The organism is Amycolatopsis speibonae (assembly GCF_042647925.1).
GTDB lineage: Bacteria > Actinomycetota > Actinomycetes > Mycobacteriales > Pseudonocardiaceae > Amycolatopsis > Amycolatopsis speibonae.
The window spans coordinates 1-19,704 of record NZ_JBHRWK010000120.1 but is presented as its reverse complement, the minus strand read 5'-3'; the positions used below and the strand labels follow the sequence as shown (position 1 = coordinate 19,704).

Sequence of the window (19,704 nt, the reverse complement as noted above, 5' to 3'; positions counted from 1 at the left end):
ATCTGGCACTGGTCACACTTCCGCCGCCGACGACAACACCAAGCCCGCCTCAGCCACTACAAACGACGAGGCTACCCACTCACCGAACTGCCGTTGCAGTACTAGCACGTCACGAGAGCCGCAGCCGGGTCCCTTGTTCGCGGACGTGTGCGACGGACCCGCAGTCGAGGTCGAGCTGCCGCTGCCGTTCGGCGACGAAAGCGCGGCCGAGGCCAGTGCGGTCCGAAGTGGACAGTGTGCGCCGGAGTTCGTTCAGCAGCCCGCGTTCCTCCGCGCGGATATGTGCGTCCACCGAATTCTCCAGTGATTCCAACGTCTTCTCGAAGTCTTCCGATTCCAGTACCGCGAGCAACTCGGAAGCGAAGTCGCTTTCTGTCGCATCAGGACGGACGATCCGTTCCGTCGCGGTGGCGTGCGCGACCAGGGCCGCGGACAGCTCGGCGACCAGCGCCGGCCGGTCGGCCTCGTCGTTGCGGAGGTCCCGGAAGAGCTGTTCGATCCGGCGGTGGTCGGCCAGCACGACCTCGACCAGGTCGGAGCCCGGGGGAGCGGCCGTGGGCCCAGGACGCATCCAGCCGAACGTCAGTTCCACGGCCTGGCGCCAGTGCGCGTACTCGCTGTCCCGGCGGGCGGGGTTCATCGACGGCAGCCACTGCCCGGCGCGATGCCAGTTCCGGCGCAAGCCCTCCAGATCCGGCCAGTACCCGACCGACAACCCGGCCGCGTACGCCGCGCCCAGTGACACCGTCTCGGCGACCATCGGGCGGACGACCGGCACGTCGAGGACGTCGGCGACGAACTGCATCAGCAGGTTGTCGGCGGTCATCCCGCCGTCCACTTTGAGCGTCGACAGCGCGAGCCCCGAATCGGCGTTCATCGCGTCGACGACCTCGCGGGTCTGCCAGCCGGTCGCCTCCAGCACCGCCCTGGCGAGGTGCCCCTTGGTGATGTACGACGTCAGCCCGGCGATCACGCCGCGCGCCTCGCTGTGCCAATGCGGCGCGAACAGGCCCGAGAACGCGGGCACGATGTAGCAGCCGCCGTTGTCCTCGACCGTGCGCGCGAGTGTCTCGATCTCGGGCGCGCTGCCGATCAGCTCCAGCCCGTCCCGGAACCACTGCACCAGCGACCCGGTGACCGCGATCGACCCTTCGAGGGCGTACACGGCGGGCTCGTCGCCGATCTTGAACCCGACGGTGGTCAGCATGCCGTGTGCCGAGAGCACCGGCGTCGGACCGGTGTTGAGCAGCAGGAAGCTGCCCGTCCCGTACGTGCATTTCGCCTCGCCGGGTGCGAAGCAGGTCTGGCCGAACAACGCCGCCTGCTGATCGCCGAGCGCCGCCGCGATCCGGATCCCCGGCACCACCCGTGACGTCGTCCCGTACACCTCTGTCGAGGGCCGGATCTCCGGCAGCATCGCGCGGGGGACATCGAAGAACTCCAGCAGCTCGTCGTCCCACGACAGCGTCCGCAGGTTCATCAGCATGGTGCGCGAGGCGTTGGTGACGTCGGTGATGTGGACGCCGCCCTCGGGACCGCCGGTCAGGTTCCAGATCAGCCAGCTCTCCACCGTTCCGAACAGGACGTCGCCGCGCTCGGCGCGTTCCCGCAGGCCAGGGGTCCTTTCGAGCATCCACCGGATACGGGGCGCGGAGAAGTAGGTGGCCAGCGGCAGCCCGCACAGCCGCCGGACGCGGTCGGCGCCCGGCTCGCGGGCGAGCTGTTCGAGCATCGCGTCGGTGCGGGTGTCCTGCCAGACGATCGCGCGTCCGACCGGGTTGCCAGTGTGCCGGTCCCAGAGCACCGTCGTCTCGCGCTGGTTCGCGATGCCGAGGCCGACCACCTGCGCGGGTTCGGCGCCCGCGTCGGCCAGCGCCTGCGGCACGATCCGGGCGACGTTGCGCCAGATCTCCGTGGCGTCGTGTTCGACCCAGCCAGGCCGGGGGAAGTGCTGCTGGTGTTCGCGCTGCGCGACCGACACGAGCCTGCCACGCGCGTCGAACAGGATGCACCGGGTCGAGGTGGTGCCCTGGTCGATCGACATCACATAGCGCTGGACCACACGAGCACCTCCATCACCATCGGGACGCGCCGAGATCGCGGGAGACCGCTCGTGCTGCGTCGCGCACGTGCCCGAGCAACCGCGGGATCGGGCTGCCGTCGGCCTCACAGATCCGTTCCGCCGCGCCGGACACCCCGATCGCGCCGACCACGATGCCGCCGTGCCCGCGGATCGGCGCCGCTATCCCGGCCTCGCCGGTGATCATCTCGCCGTTCTCGCTCGCCCAGCCCGCCTCGCGCACCTTGCCGCAGGCGCGTTTGATCGCGGTCTGGGTGACCAGGGTCCGGCGCGTGTAGGCCTCCGGCCCGCCGGTGCGCAACGATGCCACGAGACCGGTGTCATAAGCCAGAAGTACTTTTCCGAGCGCCGTCGCGTGCAGCGGCAGAAGTGTGCCGACGTCGAGCGTCTGCAGGCTGTCGTCGGGCCGGAACACGTGGTGTACCACCAGGACCCGGCCTTCCAGCGGCGCGCCGATCCGGACGGCCTCGCCACTGCGCGCGGCCAGCGCGTCGGCCCAGTTTATCGCGCGCGACCGGAGTTCGTTGACGTCGAGGTAACTCGTGCCGAGGTGCAGCAGCGCCGCGCCCAGTTGGTATTTCCCGGTGTCACGGTCTTGTTCGACAAAGCCGACCCCTTGCAGGGTGCGCAGGATCCCGTGCGCCGTTCCCTTGGCCAGTTCGAGGGAATCGGCGATCTCGCCGACGCCGAGACGGCCGGAGCCGCGCGCCAGCAACCGCAGGATCGCGGCGGCGCGCTCGATGGACTGGATCGGACCGGGCACGGCCCAACCGTAGCCCGACCGGCCCTGATTCGACAATGTCGAACATCGTCTCCGGTCGTTCGACAATGCCGACCGGTGTCCGTTGACCCCGCGTTTCCGCGAACTTAACTTCGGCCTCAACAGGGCAACGGTGTCCTTTGTGGAGGAAGCAATGGTGCGAAACCTCAAGGCTCGCGGATTCGCGGGCGAACTGGCGGCGGAGTTCGTCGGGACGATGATCCTCATCCTGTTCGGCTGCGGGGTGGTGGCCCAGGTCGTCGCCGCGGGCATCGGGGATCACGACAGCATCGCGTGGGCCTGGGGCATCGGTGTCACACTCGGTATCTACGTGGCTTCACGGATCAGCGGCGCGCATCTGAACCCCGCCATCACCGTGGCGCTCGCGGTGTTCAAGGGCTTCTCGTGGCGAAAGGTCGCGCCGTACGCCTTGGCGCAGACCGCCGGCGCGTTCGTCGCGGCGCTGCTGGTGCGCTGGAACTACACCGAGGTGCTCAACGCCGCCGACCCCGGCTTGACGATCAAGACGCAGGGTGTCTTCTCCACCCTTCCGGGTAACGGAACCCTTCCGGTGGGTGACTGGGGCGCCTTCCGCGACCAGATCATCGGCACCGCCATCCTCGCCTTGGTGATCTTCGCCATCACCGACCTCCGCAACACCGCGCCCGCCGCGAACCTCGCGCCGGTCGTCGTCGGCTTCCTCGTGGTCGCGATCGGCATGGCCTGGGGCACCAACGCCGGCTACGCGATCAACCCCGCCCGCGACTTCGGCCCGCGGCTGATGTCCTGGCTCACCGGCTACGACACCGCGTTCACCGACCAGTACGGCTATCCGTACTGGTGGATCCCGATCGCGGCACCGATCATCGGCGCGGTCATCGGCGGCGCGATCTACAAGTTCTTCATCGAGCGCTACCTCCCCAGCGATCCCGCACCGGAAGCTTTGCCCGCCAAGGACATCGAGCGCGTTTCCTAAGGAGCGAAACCATGGCTGACTACATCGGCGCCGTCGACCAGGGCACCACCAGCACGCGGTTCATGATCTTCGACCACGGCGGCAACGAGATCGCCCGCCATCAGCTGGAGCACGAGCAGATCCTGCCGAAGCCGGGCTGGGTCGAACACGACGCGACCGAGATCTGGGAGCGGACCCGGTCGGTCATCGCCACCGCGCTCAACAAGGCGAAGCTCACCGCCGCCGACCTCGCGTCGCTCGGCATCACCAACCAGCGTGAGACCACCGTCGTGTGGAACCGCCGGACCGGGCGCCCGTACTGCAACGCCATCGTGTGGCAGGACACCCGAACCGACCGGATCGCCTCGGCACTGGAACGCGCGGGCAAGGGCGACGTCATCCGCCGCAAGGCCGGTCTGCCGCCCGCCACCTACTTCTCCGGCGGCAAGCTGCAGTGGATCCTGGAGAACGTCGACGGCGTCCGCGAAGACGCCGAGAAGGGCGACGCGCTCTTCGGCACCACGGACTCCTGGCTGATCTGGAACCTCACCGGCGGGCCCGACGGCGGCGTCCACGTGACGGACCCGACCAACGCGTCGCGCACCATGCTGATGGACCTCGAAACGCTGCAGTGGGACGACGAGCTGCTGTCGTTCTTCGGCGTCCCCAAGCAGATGCTGCCGTCGATCCGGCCGTCGTCGAACAACGGCCACTTCGGCGTCACCCGCGCGGACGGCCCCCTCGGCGGCGAGGTCGCGATCACCGGCGTGCTCGGCGACCAGCAGGCGGCGACCGTCGGCCAGGTGTGCTTCCGGCCCGGCGAGGCCAAGAACACCTACGGCACCGGCAACTTCCTGCTGCTCAACACCGGCCACGAGGTCGTGCGCTCGAAGCACGGCCTGCTCACGACGCTGGCCTACCAGTTCGGCGACGAGAAGCCGGTGTACGCGCTGGAAGGGTCCATCGCCGTCACCGGTTCCGCCGTGCAGTGGCTGCGCGACCAGCTGGGCATCATCAGCGGCGCGTCGCAGAGCGAGAGCCTCGCCCGCCAGGTCGAGGACAACGGCGGCGTCTACTTCGTCCCCGCGTTCTCCGGGCTTTTCGCGCCGTACTGGCGTTCGGACGCGCGCGGCGCGATCGTCGGCCTCACCCGCGCCACCACCAACGCGCATCTGGCGCGGGCGACGCTCGAAGCGATCTGCTACCAGACCCGCGACGTCGTCGACGCCATGCAGAACGACTCCGGCGTCACGCTCGACGTGTTGCGGGTGGACGGCGGCGTGACCGCGAACGAACTCTGCATGCAGTTGCAGGCCGACATCCTCGGCGTGCCGGTGTCGAAGCCGGTCGTCGCCGAGACCACCGCGCTCGGAGCCGCCTACGCGGCGGGACTGGCCGTCGGGTTCTGGAAGTCCACCGACGAGCTGGAACAGAACTGGAACGAGGACAAGCGCTGGGAGCCGTCCTGGACGGACGAACAGCGCGCCGTGGGCTACGCGGGCTGGCAGAAGGCCGTCGGCCGCACGCTCGACTGGGTCGAGGTCGAGTGAGCCCGATGAACAGGAGGAGGAACACCGTGACACCCGTACCGCTTTCCCCGGTCTACCGTGCCGAGACGCTGCGCAAGCTCGCCCGCGAAGAGATCGACGTGCTGGTCGTCGGCGGGGGAGTGACCGGTGCCGGCGTCGCACTCGACGCGGCGTCGCGCGGGCTCTCCGTCGCGCTCGTCGAGGCCCGGGACTTCGCCGCCGGGACGTCCAGCCGGTCCAGCAAGCTGATCCACGGCGGGCTGCGCTACCTGGAGAACCTGGACTTCAAGCTGGTCCGCGAGGCGTTGAAGGAACGCGGCCTGCTGCTGCAGACCCTCGCCCCGCATCTGGTCCGGCCGGTGAAGTTCCTGGTGCCGCTCAAGCACCGTGTCTGGGAGCGCGGGTACATCGGCGCGGGTGTCACGCTTTACGACACCCTCGGCGGGGCTCGCGCGCTGCCGAGGCACCGGCATCTGTCCAAACGCGGCGCGGGCAAGGTCGCGCCGGGGCTGGCCGACGACGCCCTGATCGGCGCCATCCAGTACTACGACGCGCAGGTCGACGACGCCCGCCACACGATGACGATCGCGCGGACCGCCGCCGAGCAAGGCGCTTCGGTGCTCACCCGGGCCCGCGTCACGTCCCTGATCCGTGACGGCGAACGTGTCGTCGGCGCCAAGGTCGTCGACCGCGAGAGCGGCGCGGAGATCGAGGTCCGGGCGAAGACGGTCGTCGCGGCGACAGGCGTGTGGAGCGACGACATGGCGGAAGCGGCGGGCATCCCCGCGCCGTTCACCGTGCGCGCGTCGAAGGGCGTCCACCTGGTGGTGCCGCGCGAGAAGATCGACTTGGACACCGGGCTGATCCTGCGCACCGAGAAGAGCGTCCTGTTCGTCATCCCGTGGGGACGGCACTGGATCGTCGGCACCACCGACACCGAATGGGACCTCGACCGCGAGCACCCGGCGGCCAGCCAGGCGGACGTCGACTACGTGCTCGAGCACCTCAACGCGGTCTTGCGCACGCCGATCACCGCCGACGACATCGAAGGCGTGTACGCCGGGCTCCGGCCGCTGCTTGCCGCGAAGGCGACGTCGACGACGAAGCTGTCGCGGGAGCACGCCGTGGCGCATCCGGTGCCGGGCCTGGTGATCGTGGCGGGCGGCAAGTACACGACGTACCGGGTGATGGCCGCCGATGCTGTCGATGTCGCGGTGGAGGACCTCGGGCGGCCGGCCCCGTCTTCGTGGACCGAGCGGCTCCCGATCGTCGGTGCGGTCGGCTACCACGAACTGTGGGGCACGCGGCACTCGCTCGCTCAGCGCGCGGGCCTGCCGATCGGCCGGATCGAGCACCTGCTGCAGCGCTACGGCACCGCGATCGAGGACATCCTGGAGTCGATTTCGGAGCGTCCCGAACTGGGCGAGCCGATCCCGGGGACGGAGGAGTACCTCAAGGCAGAGGTCGTCTACGCCGTCTCGCACGAGGGCGCGCTGCATCTGGAAGACGTCCTGACGCGCCGCACCCGGATCTCGATCGAGGAGCGGGACCGCGGTGTGACGGCGGCGCCGGTGGTGGCCGGGCTGATGGCGCCGCTGCTGGGCTGGGACTCGCACAAGCAGGAGCGCGAGGTCACCAACTACCTCGCGCGGGTCGAGGCGGAACGTTCCGCGCAGGCCGCTCCGGACGACGAAGCGGCGAACGCCAGCCGCCTCGCCGCTCCGGCGCTGCTGCCGAGCTGAACCACGAGGGCCGCACCCGCCGGCGGTGCGGCCCTCTCCGTGTCACGGCCTCGGCGCTCGACGGCCTTTCCGCTCTTCGAGCTCTTCCGCGGACACCGGGATGAGCATCGGCCGGCCCGGCTCGCCGAACATCGTGACGACGAACTGGCTCTCGGCGTCGGCGAAGTGGTTGCCGTCCTGGTAGTGGATGACGTCACCACCCGGCTCCCAGAACGCTTCGCCGGCCTTCACGACCCTTTCCGGTTCGCCCTCCAGCTCGAAGACGATCGCGCCCTTGACGACATAGCCGAACGCGGGTCCGGTATGCCGATGCGGGGGCGCGCCTTCGCAGCCGGGTGGCAAGGTGACCAGGATCGTCATCGCCTCCGCGTCGGTCGGCATCGGCGGCGCCGGTACCGACGAGATCATCTCGATCTTCGGCGGCGGCGTGGTCGCGTCGGGGTTCTCCAGGTGATGCGCGTGGTCCGTGGTCATGACTTGATCCAGTCGAGGTAGTGGGTCTCGGCGAGGCGGGCGCCGTCCTTGGTGGTGAGGACGTCACCGCGGACGGCGGAGAACATGCCCGCGGTCTCGTCGACGGTCACCGAACGGTTGTCTCCCTTGGCGGACAAGGTGATCCGGCCCAGTTCGTCCAGCGGGTAGACGTCCGGGCCACCCACGTCGAGGGTCCCGTTCAGCGGCTTGCCCGCCGAGACCTCGGAAACGGCCGCGGCGACCTCCGCCGCGGTGATCGGCTGGATCGGCGTGCTGGGCAGGCGGACCGTGTTCTCGTCGGCGGTCCAGGACAGGACCGCGCCGACGAATTCCATGAACTGGGTGGCGCGGACGATCGAGTAGGGGACACCGCTGTTCTTGAGGATGTCCTCCTGCAGCGTCTTCGCCCGGTAGTAGTCGAGCTCGGGGACCTGGTCGACGCCGACGATCGACAGGATCACGAAGTGCCCGGTACCCGCCTTCTTGGCCGCCGCGACGAGGTTGTCCATCGAGGTCCGGAAGAACGCGGGGGAGGCGTCGTCGAAGGTCGGGGAGTTCGTGAGGTTGACGACCACGTCGGCGCCGTCGAGCGCGGCGTCCAGCCCCTGGCCGGTGAGGAGGTCGACCCCGGTGGACGGCGAATGCGGCACCGCCTCGTGCCCGGCGTCGTTCAGGTTCCGCACGACCTGCGAACCGATCAGCCCGGTTCCGCCGATGACCGCGAATTTCATGGCCCAGTGCCCTTCGTCGTGGGCGTCCGCTAACCCGGACACCTTATGTCCGAGATAATACTCAGACATATTGTGTCCGAGTCAAGGGGCGAGTTAGAGTCATCCGGATGAAGATGTCCGGTGGGGTCGAGTGGGCCCTGCACTGCTGTGTCGTGCTGACCTCGCTCGACGAGCCCGCGCCCGCCGCGCGCCTGGCGCAGCTTCACGACGTCTCCCCGAGCTACCTCGCGAAGCAGCTTCAGTCGCTTTCCCGGGCCGGTCTCATCCGGTCGGTGCAGGGGAAGGCCGGCGGCTACGTCCTCACCAGGCCACCTTCGGAGATCACGGTGCTCGACGTCGTCGAGGCCATCGAAGGGCCTGGTCCGGCCTTCATCTGCACCGAGATCCGGCAGCGCGGCCCGATGGCGACACCGCCCGAAGCGTGCACCGCGCCGTGCGCGATCAGCCGTGCGATGGCCAACGCCGAAGTCCAGTGGCGGGCGGCGCTGCGCGCGGTCTCCATCGCGGATCTGGCCGACGACGTCAGGGGCGACTACGGTCCGGGCGCCCTGGCGGGGATCGGCGCCTGGTTCCGGGACGACTCGTGAGTGGCTAGAACCGTCCTGGCCACTCGCGAGGTCCTGGGCGCGCTCCGGCGCGGCAGCTGCCGTCCGGTCTGCGCGATGGGCGTCCGGCAGGTGTCGCGAAAGCCACTTTCGGGACGTCAGATGTCGCGAAAGTGGCTTTCGCGACGCTTGGTGTTGAGGCACCTACCGGATTTCGGCTGCGGTCGATCGCGGGTCCGGTCCGTGAAGGCCTCCTTGCCTACCCTCAGAGTAGGGAAGGAGGCCTTCGCTACCCCCAGGATCGCCACGTCCGCCCCAGGCGCACCAGCAGTCACAACAGTCACAGTGGCCGCGGGTGAAGGCCCCCTTCACGGCGCTAGGCGCAATGAAGGGGCTTCATGTACTGCAGGAGACTCAAGTGTCCCACCGTGCTGGAGTCCAGCACCTCGTGAGTGGCTAGTCAGGCTAGAGCCAAAGGTGTCTTGGGTACCTACTGGATTCCGGCCTTGGTTGATCACGGGTCCCCCTCGTGTAGTCCGCGGCCGCTGTGTCGCGAAAGCCACCTTCGGGACGCCTAGTGTCCCGAAAGTGGCTTTCGCGACATGCCCGGCAACCGCGATGTCCTGAAGGCCCCCTTTGAGACGTTGAGCGTTCTCAAAGCGACCTTCACCGCGACGAACACTCTCCGTGTCCTGGACTGGGGCTGTGCGGGGCTTGAGCGCTGACGGCGGCGTTGCGAAAGCCACTTTCGCAACCTTCAGCGTTGCGAAAGTGGCTTTCGCAACCGCCGCCTGCCGGTCAGGCCGCATCGGGTCCAGGGGGCGTGAGTGGCAATTCGCGTTAGAACCGTCCTAGCCACTCACGAGTCCTGGAACCGGTCCACGTGTTCGGCGACCCACTCCGCGAACGTTCGCGCCGGTCGGCCGAGTACCTGCTCGACGGTGTCGACCACGGTGCTCGCTTCCGGCGGCGGGTCACCGTGCCAGCCGACGACGTATTCGGCGTCCGCTGCCGAGACCCCCTCGGCCAGCAGCCTGTCGACCGCCTGCTGCCTCGTGATCTGCTCCAGTACGATGTCGCGGCCGAGTGCGGCGCCGAGAACCGCGATCCGCTCGCGGGTGGTCAGCGCCTCCGGTCCGGTGAGGTTGTAGACCTTGCCCGAGTGCCCGTCCTCCACGAGCGCGGTGGCGGCGACGGCGCCGATGTCGGCCTCGTGCACCACCGCGCCCGGGAGGTCGAACGGCTCGCGTACCACGCCTTCGGCGCGAATCGAGTCGGTCCAGGTCAGGGTGTTGGACATGAACTCCTGGGGCTCCAGTCGCGTCCATTCCACGCCGGACTCGGTCATGGCCTGTTCCGTCGGTCCGACGTAACCGCCCCACACGATGGTCATGCGCCGGACACCCGCGTCCACGGCGCGCTTGACCAGTTCGGCGCCGACGTCGGCGAGGCCCGCGGTCGCGGTGATGTGCAGCCGGGTGACGCCGTCGAAGTTCACTGTTTCCGGTGCGGTGTGCGTGCCCGCTACCAGTTCGACGCCCGCCGGGAGCCGGGCTCCGGCGGGGTTCCTGGTGAGTGCCCGGACGCGTTCCCCGCGGCGGACGAGTTCGGCCACCACGTGGCGGCCGGTGTTCCCGGTGGCGCCGGTTACCAACACGGTCATGGGTGATTCCCTTCGTTTTCCGCGAAGATAAAAGCTCAAGTAATGTGGAGGTCAAGGGGGCCGGTCAGGAATCGAGAAGCGCCGGAGCTCGCGGAATCCCTAGCGTCTTCGCCACGGGCAAAACGACTACAGGAGGTTCTCGTGAGCAAGCGGATCCGGACGTTCCACCGGTGGACGTCCCTCGTCTTCGTCGCCACCGTCGTCGTCTGCTTCGTCGTCGTGGCGGTGGGCGGCTCGGCCCAGTGGGTGCTCTACACGCCGCTGCCGCCGCTCTTCCTGCTGATGTTCAGCGGCCTCTACCTGTTCGCGCTGCCGTACACCGCCAAGCGGCGCAACCGGGGGCGCGTGGCCGGGTGACTCGCCGGGTCTTAGTTTATGGCAAAAATTAACAGCCTGCGTACCGGCCGGAAACTCTTGACGCGGCCGTCCGGTCCGGTGAGGATCGGCCGGTCCCCGCCTCCCGCAGAATGGACCAGACCATGGCAAGACGTCCTCGCGCGCGCCGAAGTCCGCTCATCGCCTTGATGGGTCTCACGCTGCTCGGCGGGGCCGTGGTGGCCACGCCCGCCGCCGTCGCCGCCGAACAGCCGGTGATCGGGAAGCCGGCGCTCGACCGGGACGGCTGCGCCCGGATCGAGAAGAGCCTGCCGACGCTCGCCGACTGGCCGAAGGTGGAGAGCCGGTTCAAGGGCAAGGCCGGTGACGAGCCGCGGATCGCCGAGATCCTCAAGGGGATGACCCTGGAGGAGAAGGTCGGGCAGATGACGCAGCCCGAGATCGCCGCCATCACCCCCGACGAGGTCCGCCAGTACGCCATCGGCTCGGTCCTCAACGGCGGCGGTTCGTGGCCGAACCAGAACAAGCACGCGTCCCAGCAGGACTGGCTGAAGCTCGCCGACTCCTACTGGGACGCCGCGAAGGCCGGCCGGACGAAGATCCCGGTGATCTGGGGCATCGACGCCGTGCACGGCAACAACAACGTGTACGGGGCCACCGTCTTCCCGCACAACATCGGTCTCGGCGCGGCACACGACCCGTGCCTGGTGCGCGACATCTCCGCGGCGACGGCCCGGCAGATCCGCGCCACCGGCCAGGACTGGGCCTTCGCGCCGACGCTCGCCGTCGTGCGGGACGACCGCTGGGGCCGCACCTACGAAGGCTTCTCCGAGGACCCGCGGATCACCCGGGCCTATGGCTATGAGGCGATCAACGGCCTCCAGGACGGCTCGACCAAACGCATCGGCTACAACGGCGTGATCGGCACCGCCAAGCACTTCATCGGTGACGGCGGCACCCTCAAGGGGCAGGACCAGGGCGTCAACCCGTCGTCCGAAGCCGAGATGATCAACGTCCACGGCCAGGGTTACTACGGTGCGCTCGCGGCCGGCTCCCAGACCGTGATGGTGTCGTTCAACAGCTGGACCAACACCGAACTCGGCATCGACGAGGGCAAGCTGCACGGCAGCGACAAGGCGCTGAACCAGATCCTCAAGGGCAAGATGGGCTTCGACGGCCTCGTCGTGTCCGACTGGAACGGCATCGGCCAGGTTCCGGGCTGCACCAACGCTTCGTGCCCGCAGGCGATCAACGCCGGCATCGACATCGTGATGGTGCCGAACGACTGGAAGGCGTTCATCACCAACACCGTCGCCCAGGTGAACGGCGGCCAGATCCCGGTCTCGCGGATCGACGACGCGGTGACCCGCATCCTGCGCGTCAAGCTGCGCTCCGGGCTGTACGAGTCCCAGAAGCCGTCGGACCGTTCTTACGCGAACTCCGACGACGCGCTGAAGGAGACGTGGCTGGCGCGCGACGCGGCCCGCTCGTCGCAGACGCTGCTGAAGAACAACGGCAACGTGCTGCCGCTGAAGCCGAAGTCGAAGGTCCTGGTGGTCGGCAAGAGCGCGGACAGCATCCAGAACCAGACCGGCGGCTGGACGCTGAGCTGGCAGGGAACCGGCAACACCAACGCCGACTTCCCCAACGCCACGTCGATCCTGTCCGGGCTCAGGCAGCAGCTCGGCGACGTCAACGTCACCTTCGACGAGAAGGGCGACGCCGACCCGAAGGGCTACGACGCCGTCATCGCCGTCATCGGTGAGACCCCGTACGCGGAAGGCGTCGGCGATCTGACCCGCAAGACGCTGGAATCCTCGAAGCTCTACCCCGAGGACCTGGCCGTGCTGGACAAGGTCCGCGGCAAGGGCGCTCCCGTCGTCACGGTCTACGTCGGCGGCCGCCCGCTGTACATGAACAAGGAGATCAACCGCTCCGACGCGTTCGTGGCCGCGTGGCTGCCCGGCACCGAAGGCGGCGGCGTCGCGGACGTGCTCGTCAAGGGCGGTTTCAAGGGCACCCTGCCGTACTCGTGGCCGAAGAGCGCGTGCCAGACGCCGCTGAACCCGGGCTCGGCCGGCTACGACCCGCTGTTCAAGCTCGGCTACGGTCTCAAGACCGGTCAGCGCGTCACCGTCGGGCAGCTGGACGAAACCGTCGGCCCGGTGGCCTGTGGTTCGACCGGTGGCGGCGGCACCGCGACCGAGGACCTCGAGGTGTTCAACCGCACCGATGTGGCGCCGTACAAGGGTTTCATCGGTTCCGCGCAGAACTGGGGCGGTACCGAGATCGGCCCGGACGGCACCGCCTCGCACGCCGAGATCAACGTGGTGCAGTCCGACGTGAACGTGCAGCAGGACGGCCTGAAGTCGACCTGGACCGGCACCGGCCCGGCACAGCTCTACTTCCAGAACCCGGCCGGTACCAACGATCTGCGCGGATACCTGAACGCCGACGCGGCTCTGGAGTTCGACACGGTCGTGCACGAGGCGCCCGCCAACCGGACGGTGATCAGCATGCACTGCGTCTACCCGTGCTTCTCCGAGGTGAACGCGACCAAACTGTTCACCGACCTCGCGGGGGCGCCGAAGTCGACGGTGAAGATCCCGGTGTCGTGCTTCGCGAACGGGCTGGATCTGGAGAACGTCAACACGCCGTTCCTGGTGTACACCGACGGCAAGTTCTCCGCTTCGTTCGCGAACGTGCGGTGGGTGCCCAAGGGGGCACAGGATCCCGATGCGAGGCCTTGCTCCAGTTTGAGTTGACCCTCGCTAGCGCGCTATGAAAGGTCCTTTCCTTGCAAATTTGGCAAGGAAAGGACCTTTCATGGCATCGGGAGAGGCTCAAGAGGGGCGGTTCATGTCCGGGATCTCGATGTTCACCGGCCCGCCCTCCGAAAGCCACAGCCGGATGTACTGCCGGATCGCCTCGTCCAGCACCCAGGCGGCCGCCGGCACCAGCGGCAGCGGGATGAGCTTTTCGTGGAACGCCACCAGGGCAGGGAAAGCGGTGCCGATCAGCGGGTCCCAGATCGGCTCGCGCGGGATCCCGTTCCACTCGGAGAACCGGTCGCCGATGATGTGGCGGGCCAGCGCGTTGACCATCGGCCGGTCGACGCGGCCCGGGCTGGTCTGCTCGGCGAGCATGTCGAGGAGGATGTCGGTGAGCTCGACGCCCTCGCGGGTCGGGCCCATCGCCGGGTCCAGCACCTGCTTGGACTGCGCGTAAGCCGCGTCCCAAGTGGACGGCAGATACTCGTCGCGGATCCCGAGCATATGCCCGGTCACCTGCCAGATGTGCAGGTAAGCGGCGGAATGCGCGGGGGAGACCCGGACGTGCCAGTCGGTCAGCTTGCGCATCGTGTACGTCGGCAGCGTGTGCCAGGTGACCAGCAAGTCGTTCTGGCTGATCGGGATTCCCTGCTGCCAGTGTGGTGACTGCGGCAGCAGATGCCGGACGGCGGCGTGCACCAGGCGGGTCTTCACCGCCGAGACGATCATCTGGCCGTCGGGCCGGTAGGCGTTGAGCGAACCGACGTCGTAGCCGAGTTTGGCCGTTTTCGCGACACGGTCCTTCATGTCCGCGCCGCCCTTGGAGTAGTAGACCGCCCTGGCCTCGTTCGGGATGGCGGTGCTCAGCATCCCGCCGCCGAGGCCGTTCAGCAGGTTGACGAACCGTCCGCTGACCTTCATGAAATCCGCCGCCGCGGCCAATCTGGACTGGTCCGCCCACGACGGGAGCTGTCGTGCGTGTTCGACGAACTCCCGCAGGTCCGGCGGGAGCCCGGACGGCGTCGGCTGGTCGTTCCTGGTCCAGGTTCGCAGCGCCTGGTTGACCTCCGCGACCTGTCCCCGCTCGAAGATCGCGGCGACCACCGGATCGGCTTCGGCGTCCCACACCCATTTCGGATCGGTGCCCGCCCCCACGCCGGCCACCGAACCACTCGGACTCCACGCCCAGGCGGGCTGGGCCATCCCCATGGCCCCCAAGAGGGTCGCTCCGCCACTGACGATCAGCATCTTGCGTCGATTGAGTTCGGTCATGCGCCAGTACTCCTCCTTGAGTCCCGGACCTGCGGGTTGGTACTGTGATACAAGTAGTGCAACCGCGTATCTCAAGGAGAGCACAATCATCGCGAAGACGCCAGACCCGGATTCTTTGCTGGAGCGCGCGCTCGCCGACGCGCTCGAACGCGCCGAGGAAAGCGACGAGATCGCGCTCCGGCTGCTCGACGCCGCCTACGAACAGTTCTGCCGGATGGGGATCCGGCGCTCCACCATGGAGGACGTCGCGCGCCGGGCCGGCGTCTCGCGGATCACCGCGTATCGCCGGTTCGCGACCAAGGACGCCCTGGTCGAGCAGGTGGTGCGCCGCGAGTTCCGGCGCTACTTCGACCAGTTCCTGCTCGACATCCAGCAGGCCGAAACCGCCGCGGACCGGGTCGTGCTGGGCTTCGCCAGCGCGCTGCGGGCGATCCGGCGCAACCCGCTGATCGGCGGGCTGATGGCCGTCGAGCCCGAGGTGCTCGTCCCGTCGATGGTCAGCGACGGCGGCAACACCCTGGCCGCGGTCCAGCGGTTCGTCGCGGGTCAGCTCCGTCGTGAGCAGCAGGCGGGCAACGTTTCGGAGGACGTCGACGTCGAACTCGTCGCCGAGCTGATGACCCGGGTCTCCGCTTCGTTCCTGATCACACCGAGCCAGGTCGTCGATCTCGACGACGACGAGCAGGTCCGCGAAGTGGCCAGGCGGTTCCTGGTCCCGATGCTGCGGCCGCGACAAGGCCGCTGATCAGCAGATCCAGCGCCCGCATGAAGTCCGGTTCGGGGTCGTGCGCCTGCAACGCGGGGATCGCGCGGCTGAAGTTCGGCAGGACCGCCGGGTCGATTCGCCGGAGGAACCGCTCGTCCTGCTCCCGTTCGGCTTCGCCCTTGCGAGCCTTGGTGAAGCCGACGGTCGTCAGTAGTAGCGAGCCGAAGACGAGGCTGTTCAGGGCGCCGAGCGTCGGACGGATCCCGTCGTCGTCGAAACCGGCTTCGTAGAGCGCGCCGACGAGGTCGTCGAGTGGCAGCAGGGCTTGCAGTGAGTTCGGATTGGCCTCGTCGGTGGCCAGCGCCATCGGCACGACCGGATGCGCGGCGAGCGCGCGATAGGTGTTGAGCACGGTGACCCGCACTCGTTCCGGCCACGGCGAATCCGGGTCCGCGCGCTCGATGCCGCTGTAGACGCGCTCCGCGATGCCGTCGAGGATGTCGGTCTTGTTCCGGACGTGGTTGTAGAGCGCCATCGCTTCGACGCCGAGCGTCTTGGCGAGCTTGCGCATCGACAGCCCCTTGAGGCCCTCTTCGGCGGCCAGGGCGAGCGCCGCGTCCAGGACCTTCTCCCGGTTCAACGGTTCTCTCCGTGTCATTCCCACGTCCTCCGCTTGACAGGTTTACGGTGTATCTATCATATTTACGGCGTAAATATACGCTGTAAATACGGGGGTTGTCGTGAACGACGTGATCATCGTGGGCGGGGGACCGGTCGGTTTGCTGCTGGCGGGTGAGCTCCGGCTGGCCGGAGCCGATCCGCTCGTACTGGAGTCGGCAGACGGGGCCGTCCGCCGGAACCGGAGTTTCGGGTTGCGCGGGATCAACGGCCGGACCGCGCAGTCGTTGCGGCTGCGCGGGCTGACGGAGGTGTTCTCGAAGGCGCAGGACGAGATGCCCGAGCTTGCGCGGCGGATGAAGGAAAGTCGCTTCAGGGGGCATTTCGCCGGGTTGCCGCTCGCCGAGGACGAGCCCGCGCCGGACGCGGTCGGCGGGTTCATTCTCAGGCAGCATGTGCTGGAACGGATCCTCGCCGAGTGGGCGACGGGGCTCGGTGTCCGGATTCGCACGGGTCATGAAGTGGTCGACATCGTGCAGGAGGATTCGGTGGTCCGCGCCGTGCTCGCCGACGGCCGTTCCGAGCAGGCCCCGTACCTGGTGGGCTGCGACGGCGGCCGCAGCACCGTGCGGAAGCGGACCGGGATCGCGTTCCCCGGGACGGGCCCGACGATGACCGGGCGCATCGCGCGGGCGGAACTCGCCGATCCCGGCGCGGTGACGTCGTCCATGCACGGTCCTGGCGGGATGGTGAACCACTCGTGGGTGCCGGGGGAGATCTCCACCATGGAGTTCGACGGCGGACCGGGTGACCGGGACGCGCCACTGACGGCCGAGGAGATGCAGGCGAGCATCGGTCGCGTCAGCGGAATCGAGGTGACGGTCGCCCGGCTGGACGGTGGAATCCGGTTCAGTGACAACAGTCGTCAGGCCGCGACCTATCGACAGGGGCGCGTGCTCTTGGCAGGAGACGCCGCCCACGTGCATTCGCCGATCGGCGGCCAGGGACTGAACCTCGGCCTCCAGGACGCGATGAACCTCGGCTGGAAACTGGGCCTGGTGGCGCGGGGCGAGGCGCCGGAGTCCTTATTGGACACTTACGACGCGGAACGGCGTCCGGTCGGGGAGCGTGTCCTGCGCAACAGCCGGGCCCAGGTCGCGCTGATGCGGCCTGGTCCGCAGGTCGCCGCGCTTCGGGAGGTGCTGGAGGAGACCCTGGGGATCCCGGCGGCCAAGCGGCATTTCATCGCGATGGGCAACGGGTCCGACATCGACTACGCGCCGGACTCCGTCCATCCGCTCGTGGGCAGGTTCGCTCCAGTGCCGTTGGTGTCCGAAGACGGTCGCGCCCTCCTGGTGGCGGACGCCGGTTCGACCTTCCTCGCGAGGCCGGACGGCTACGTCGCCTGGGCCGCGTCGGACGGCGAAGCGGCCGGGTTGGACGAGGCGCTCGCGCTTGTCACGGGCCACGTGTATAAAGTGAAACGAGTGTTCAAAATGTAACGGGTGTTCAAGTTGTAGGAGTGTGCCGTGGCAGGCCAGTACCGGGAGCTGTTCTCCGCGAAGGGCTCGTTCGCCTTCTCCGCCGCAGGGCTGGTCGCCAGGATCCCGGTCCCCATGACGGGGATCGGGATCATCACCATGCTGGCGCAGAGGCGCGGCGATTACGGCCTCGCCGGATTGGTCTCGGCGGCGTTCACGCTGTCCATGGCGCTGCTCGGACCGCAGGTCTCGCGTTGGGTGGATCGCCGGGGACAGGGCCGGATCCTGCTGCCGGTGACGGGGATCAGCGTGCTGTCGCTCGGCGCGCTTCTGCTCTGCGCCCGGTTCGAGGCGCCGGCGTGGACGCTGTTCGTGTGCGCGATCCTCGCCGGGTTCATGCCCAGCATGGCGGCGATGGTCCGGGCGCGCTGGTCGGGGCTCTACCGCGACTCGCCGCGGCTGCACACGGCGTTCGCGCTGGAATCGGTGGTCGACGAACTGACCTTCGTCATCGGGCCCGCGCTGTCGGTGGCGTTGTGCACCACCGTTTTTCCCGAAGCGGGACCGCTGGTCGCGCTGGTGCTCCTCGTCGTGGGGGTGTTGTCGTTCGTCTCGCAGCGCGCGACGGAACCGCGCGTCCTGCCGTCGAGCGGATCGGCCGGGAGTTCGGCGATCCGCCTGGGCGCGGTGCGGGTGCTGGTGCTGACGCTGGTGGCGGGCGGTGTCATCGTCGGCACGGTCGACATCGTCAGCGTGGCGTTCGCGGGGCAGGTGGGGGCGCCGTCGGCGGCGGGCATCGTCGTTTCGGTCTACGCGGTGGGTTCCGCGATCTCGGGACTGGTTTTCGGGACGCTCAAGCTGACCATGGCACCGCCTCGGCTGCTCCTGATCGGTACCGCGGGTACGGCGGCGAGCGCGGTACCGCTGCTGGTCGTGGACGGCGTCGCCGCCCTGTGCGCGGTGGTCTTCGTCGCCGGATTGTTCTTCTCTCCCACGATGATCGTCGTCATGGGGATGATCGAGAAGGTCGTCCCGGCGGAGAAGCTCACCGAAGGGATGACGTGGGCGATCACCGGACTCAGCATCGGAGTCGCCCTCGGCGCCGCGGTGTCGGGGGAGGCCGTCGACCGCTTCGGGCCGGACGGCGGGTTCACCGTCGCGGTCGTCGCCGGTGGTTCGATCATCCTGATCGCCCTGCTCTCGTATCCTCTGCTGAACAGGAAGATCGCGATCCGCGAGGAGGCGGCACACTGAACGAGCCGATCGCCGACGGCCGCCTCGCCAAGGGCGAGCAACGTAAACGGGAGCTGATCGAGGCCACCCTGCGCATCGTCGCGAGGGACGGGGTGTCGGGGGTCAGTCACCGGACGGTCGCCCGTGAGGCGGGGCTGCCCGCGACGGCGGCCGCGTACCACTTCCAGGGGATCGAAGACCTGTTGACCGCCGCACTCATCCGGTGCATGGACGAAGACACCGAGCGGATGCGCGTCCTCACCGCGGAAACCGGCGGAGACGCCCTGCCGAAATTCGCGGCCCTGATGGCCCGCGTGACCAGGGAACCCGGGCATCTGCTGGCGGAATACGAGCTGTACCTGCTCGCCGCACGGGAGCCGCGACTCCGTGAGTCGACCGATCGCTGGATGGCGGCCCTGGCGGACTTCGCGCGACGGCACACCGACGATCCGGTGCGGGTCGAGATGCTGGTCGGGCTGGTGGACGGCTTGCTGCTGCAAGGGCTGCTGCGCGACGACCCACCGTCGGCGGAACGGTTCGAAGCCATCCTGCGGACCGCGCTGGGCTCGTGAGTGGCAGTGACGGTTCTAACCGGGTCGTTACCACTCACGAGGTCCTGGGCCGGTTCCCTGTAGGAGACGCCTGGTGCGGCGGGGCCGGTACCTACCGGACTCCGGCTGCGGTCGATCGCGGGTCGGGTCCGGTCCGTGAAGGCCTCCTTGCCTACCCTGAAGGTCAATGCCAGGAACTTAAGCGGCTCTGGGTTGGGCTGGGGTTGCTGTTGTGTTGGCTGTGTCCTGTTCGGTGG

17 protein-coding genes are annotated in these 19,704 nt (G+C 68.5%); 10 read left to right on the top strand and 7 right to left on the bottom strand.

Going from position 1 to position 19,704, the window contains the following annotated elements:
* Nucleotides 1-109: 109 nt before the first annotated feature.
* Both glpK (ACFOSH_RS42385) and ACFOSH_RS42380 read right to left on the bottom strand, forming a co-directional pair.
* The gene (glpK, locus tag ACFOSH_RS42385) at nt 110-2,062 is read right to left on the bottom strand and encodes a glycerol kinase GlpK (RefSeq protein WP_378247186.1); all 1,953 of its coding nucleotides are present in this window, start codon (nt 2,060-2,062) and stop codon (nt 110-112) included.
* 13 nt (nt 2,063-2,075) lie between these two features.
* On the bottom strand, nt 2,076-2,843 hold the full coding sequence (locus tag ACFOSH_RS42380; RefSeq protein WP_016335197.1) for an IclR family transcriptional regulator: 768 nt from the start codon (nt 2,841-2,843) through the stop codon (nt 2,076-2,078).
* A gap of 151 nt (nt 2,844-2,994) precedes the next feature.
* Between ACFOSH_RS42380 and ACFOSH_RS42375 the strand changes: the two genes are divergently transcribed.
* Genes ACFOSH_RS42375 through glpD form a run of 3 tightly spaced genes read left to right on the top strand, consistent with a single transcriptional unit; the run spans nt 2,995 to nt 7,066 of the window.
* Complete coding sequence (locus tag ACFOSH_RS42375) at nt 2,995-3,816, top strand: MIP/aquaporin family protein (protein ID WP_378247183.1); 822 nt, start codon at nt 2,995-2,997, stop codon at nt 3,814-3,816.
* 11 nt (nt 3,817-3,827) lie between these two features.
* Nucleotides 3,828-5,345, top strand: a complete 1,518-nt coding sequence (gene glpK, locus ACFOSH_RS42370) for a glycerol kinase GlpK (RefSeq protein WP_378247181.1) — start codon at nt 3,828-3,830, stop codon at nt 5,343-5,345.
* A 5-nt stretch (nt 5,346-5,350) separates the two neighbouring features.
* Nucleotides 5,351-7,066 (top strand): glycerol-3-phosphate dehydrogenase, encoded by a 1,716-nt coding sequence (gene glpD / locus ACFOSH_RS42365; protein ID WP_378247179.1) that lies wholly within the window; start codon nt 5,351-5,353, stop codon nt 7,064-7,066.
* Nucleotides 7,067-7,108: 42 nt separating this feature from the next.
* Here the strand turns inward: glpD and ACFOSH_RS42360 are convergent, their stop codons facing one another.
* Both ACFOSH_RS42360 and ACFOSH_RS42355 read right to left on the bottom strand, forming a co-directional pair.
* Nucleotides 7,109-7,540, bottom strand: a complete 432-nt coding sequence (locus ACFOSH_RS42360) for a cupin domain-containing protein (RefSeq protein ID WP_378247177.1) — start codon at nt 7,538-7,540, stop codon at nt 7,109-7,111.
* Complete coding sequence (locus ACFOSH_RS42355; protein ID WP_378247175.1) at nt 7,537-8,271, bottom strand: SDR family oxidoreductase; 735 nt, start codon at nt 8,269-8,271, stop codon at nt 7,537-7,539. Before ACFOSH_RS42355 ends, ACFOSH_RS42360 begins: the two co-directional genes overlap by 4 nt.
* A gap of 107 nt (nt 8,272-8,378) precedes the next feature.
* Here ACFOSH_RS42355 and ACFOSH_RS42350 point away from each other — a divergent pair, with 107 nt between their 5' ends.
* On the top strand, nt 8,379-8,858 hold the full coding sequence (locus ACFOSH_RS42350) for an RrF2 family transcriptional regulator (protein ID WP_378247173.1): 480 nt from the start codon (nt 8,379-8,381) through the stop codon (nt 8,856-8,858).
* 817 nt (nt 8,859-9,675) lie between these two features.
* On the opposite strand, the gene ACFOSH_RS42345 is transcribed toward ACFOSH_RS42350, so the two are convergent.
* A complete protein-coding gene (locus tag ACFOSH_RS42345) occupies nt 9,676-10,479 on the bottom strand; it encodes an NmrA family NAD(P)-binding protein (protein WP_378247171.1) in 804 nt (267 codons plus the stop codon).
* Nucleotides 10,480-10,620: 141 nt separating this feature from the next.
* Here ACFOSH_RS42345 and ACFOSH_RS42340 point away from each other — a divergent pair, with 141 nt between their 5' ends.
* Complete coding sequence (locus ACFOSH_RS42340; protein WP_378247169.1) at nt 10,621-10,836, top strand: hypothetical protein; 216 nt, start codon at nt 10,621-10,623, stop codon at nt 10,834-10,836.
* A gap of 167 nt (nt 10,837-11,003) precedes the next feature.
* Nucleotides 11,004-13,580, top strand: coding sequence for a glycoside hydrolase family 3 protein (locus tag ACFOSH_RS42335; protein ID WP_378247188.1), 2,577 nt, complete (start codon nt 11,004-11,006; stop codon nt 13,578-13,580).
* A gap of 78 nt (nt 13,581-13,658) precedes the next feature.
* On the opposite strand, the gene ACFOSH_RS42330 is transcribed toward ACFOSH_RS42335, so the two are convergent.
* A complete protein-coding gene (locus ACFOSH_RS42330; protein WP_378247167.1) occupies nt 13,659-14,858 on the bottom strand; it encodes an oxygenase MpaB family protein in 1,200 nt (399 codons plus the stop codon).
* Between the two features lie 115 nt (nt 14,859-14,973).
* Here ACFOSH_RS42330 and ACFOSH_RS42325 point away from each other — a divergent pair, with 115 nt between their 5' ends.
* The gene (locus ACFOSH_RS42325) at nt 14,974-15,603 is read left to right on the top strand and encodes a TetR/AcrR family transcriptional regulator (RefSeq protein ID WP_378247165.1); all 630 of its coding nucleotides are present in this window, start codon (nt 14,974-14,976) and stop codon (nt 15,601-15,603) included.
* On the opposite strand, the gene ACFOSH_RS42320 is transcribed toward ACFOSH_RS42325, so the two are convergent.
* Entirely contained in the window at nt 15,503-16,222 is a 720-nt protein-coding gene (locus tag ACFOSH_RS42320) for a TetR family transcriptional regulator (protein WP_378247163.1), read from the bottom strand. The two genes, ACFOSH_RS42325 and ACFOSH_RS42320, sit on opposite strands and share 101 nt — an antisense overlap.
* An 82-nt stretch (nt 16,223-16,304) precedes the next feature.
* On the opposite strand from ACFOSH_RS42320, the gene ACFOSH_RS42315 reads away from it, so the two are divergent.
* From ACFOSH_RS42315 to ACFOSH_RS42305, 3 genes are all read left to right on the top strand, one after another.
* Nucleotides 16,305-17,684, top strand: a complete 1,380-nt coding sequence (locus tag ACFOSH_RS42315; RefSeq protein WP_378247161.1) for an FAD-dependent monooxygenase — start codon at nt 16,305-16,307, stop codon at nt 17,682-17,684.
* 27 nt (nt 17,685-17,711) lie between these two features.
* Entirely contained in the window at nt 17,712-18,917 is a 1,206-nt protein-coding gene (locus tag ACFOSH_RS42310; protein ID WP_378247159.1) for an MFS transporter, read from the top strand.
* A gap of 92 nt (nt 18,918-19,009) precedes the next feature.
* Nucleotides 19,010-19,468, top strand: coding sequence for a TetR/AcrR family transcriptional regulator (locus ACFOSH_RS42305; protein ID WP_378247157.1), 459 nt, complete (start codon nt 19,010-19,012; stop codon nt 19,466-19,468).
* Nucleotides 19,469-19,704: the final 236 nt, after the last annotated feature.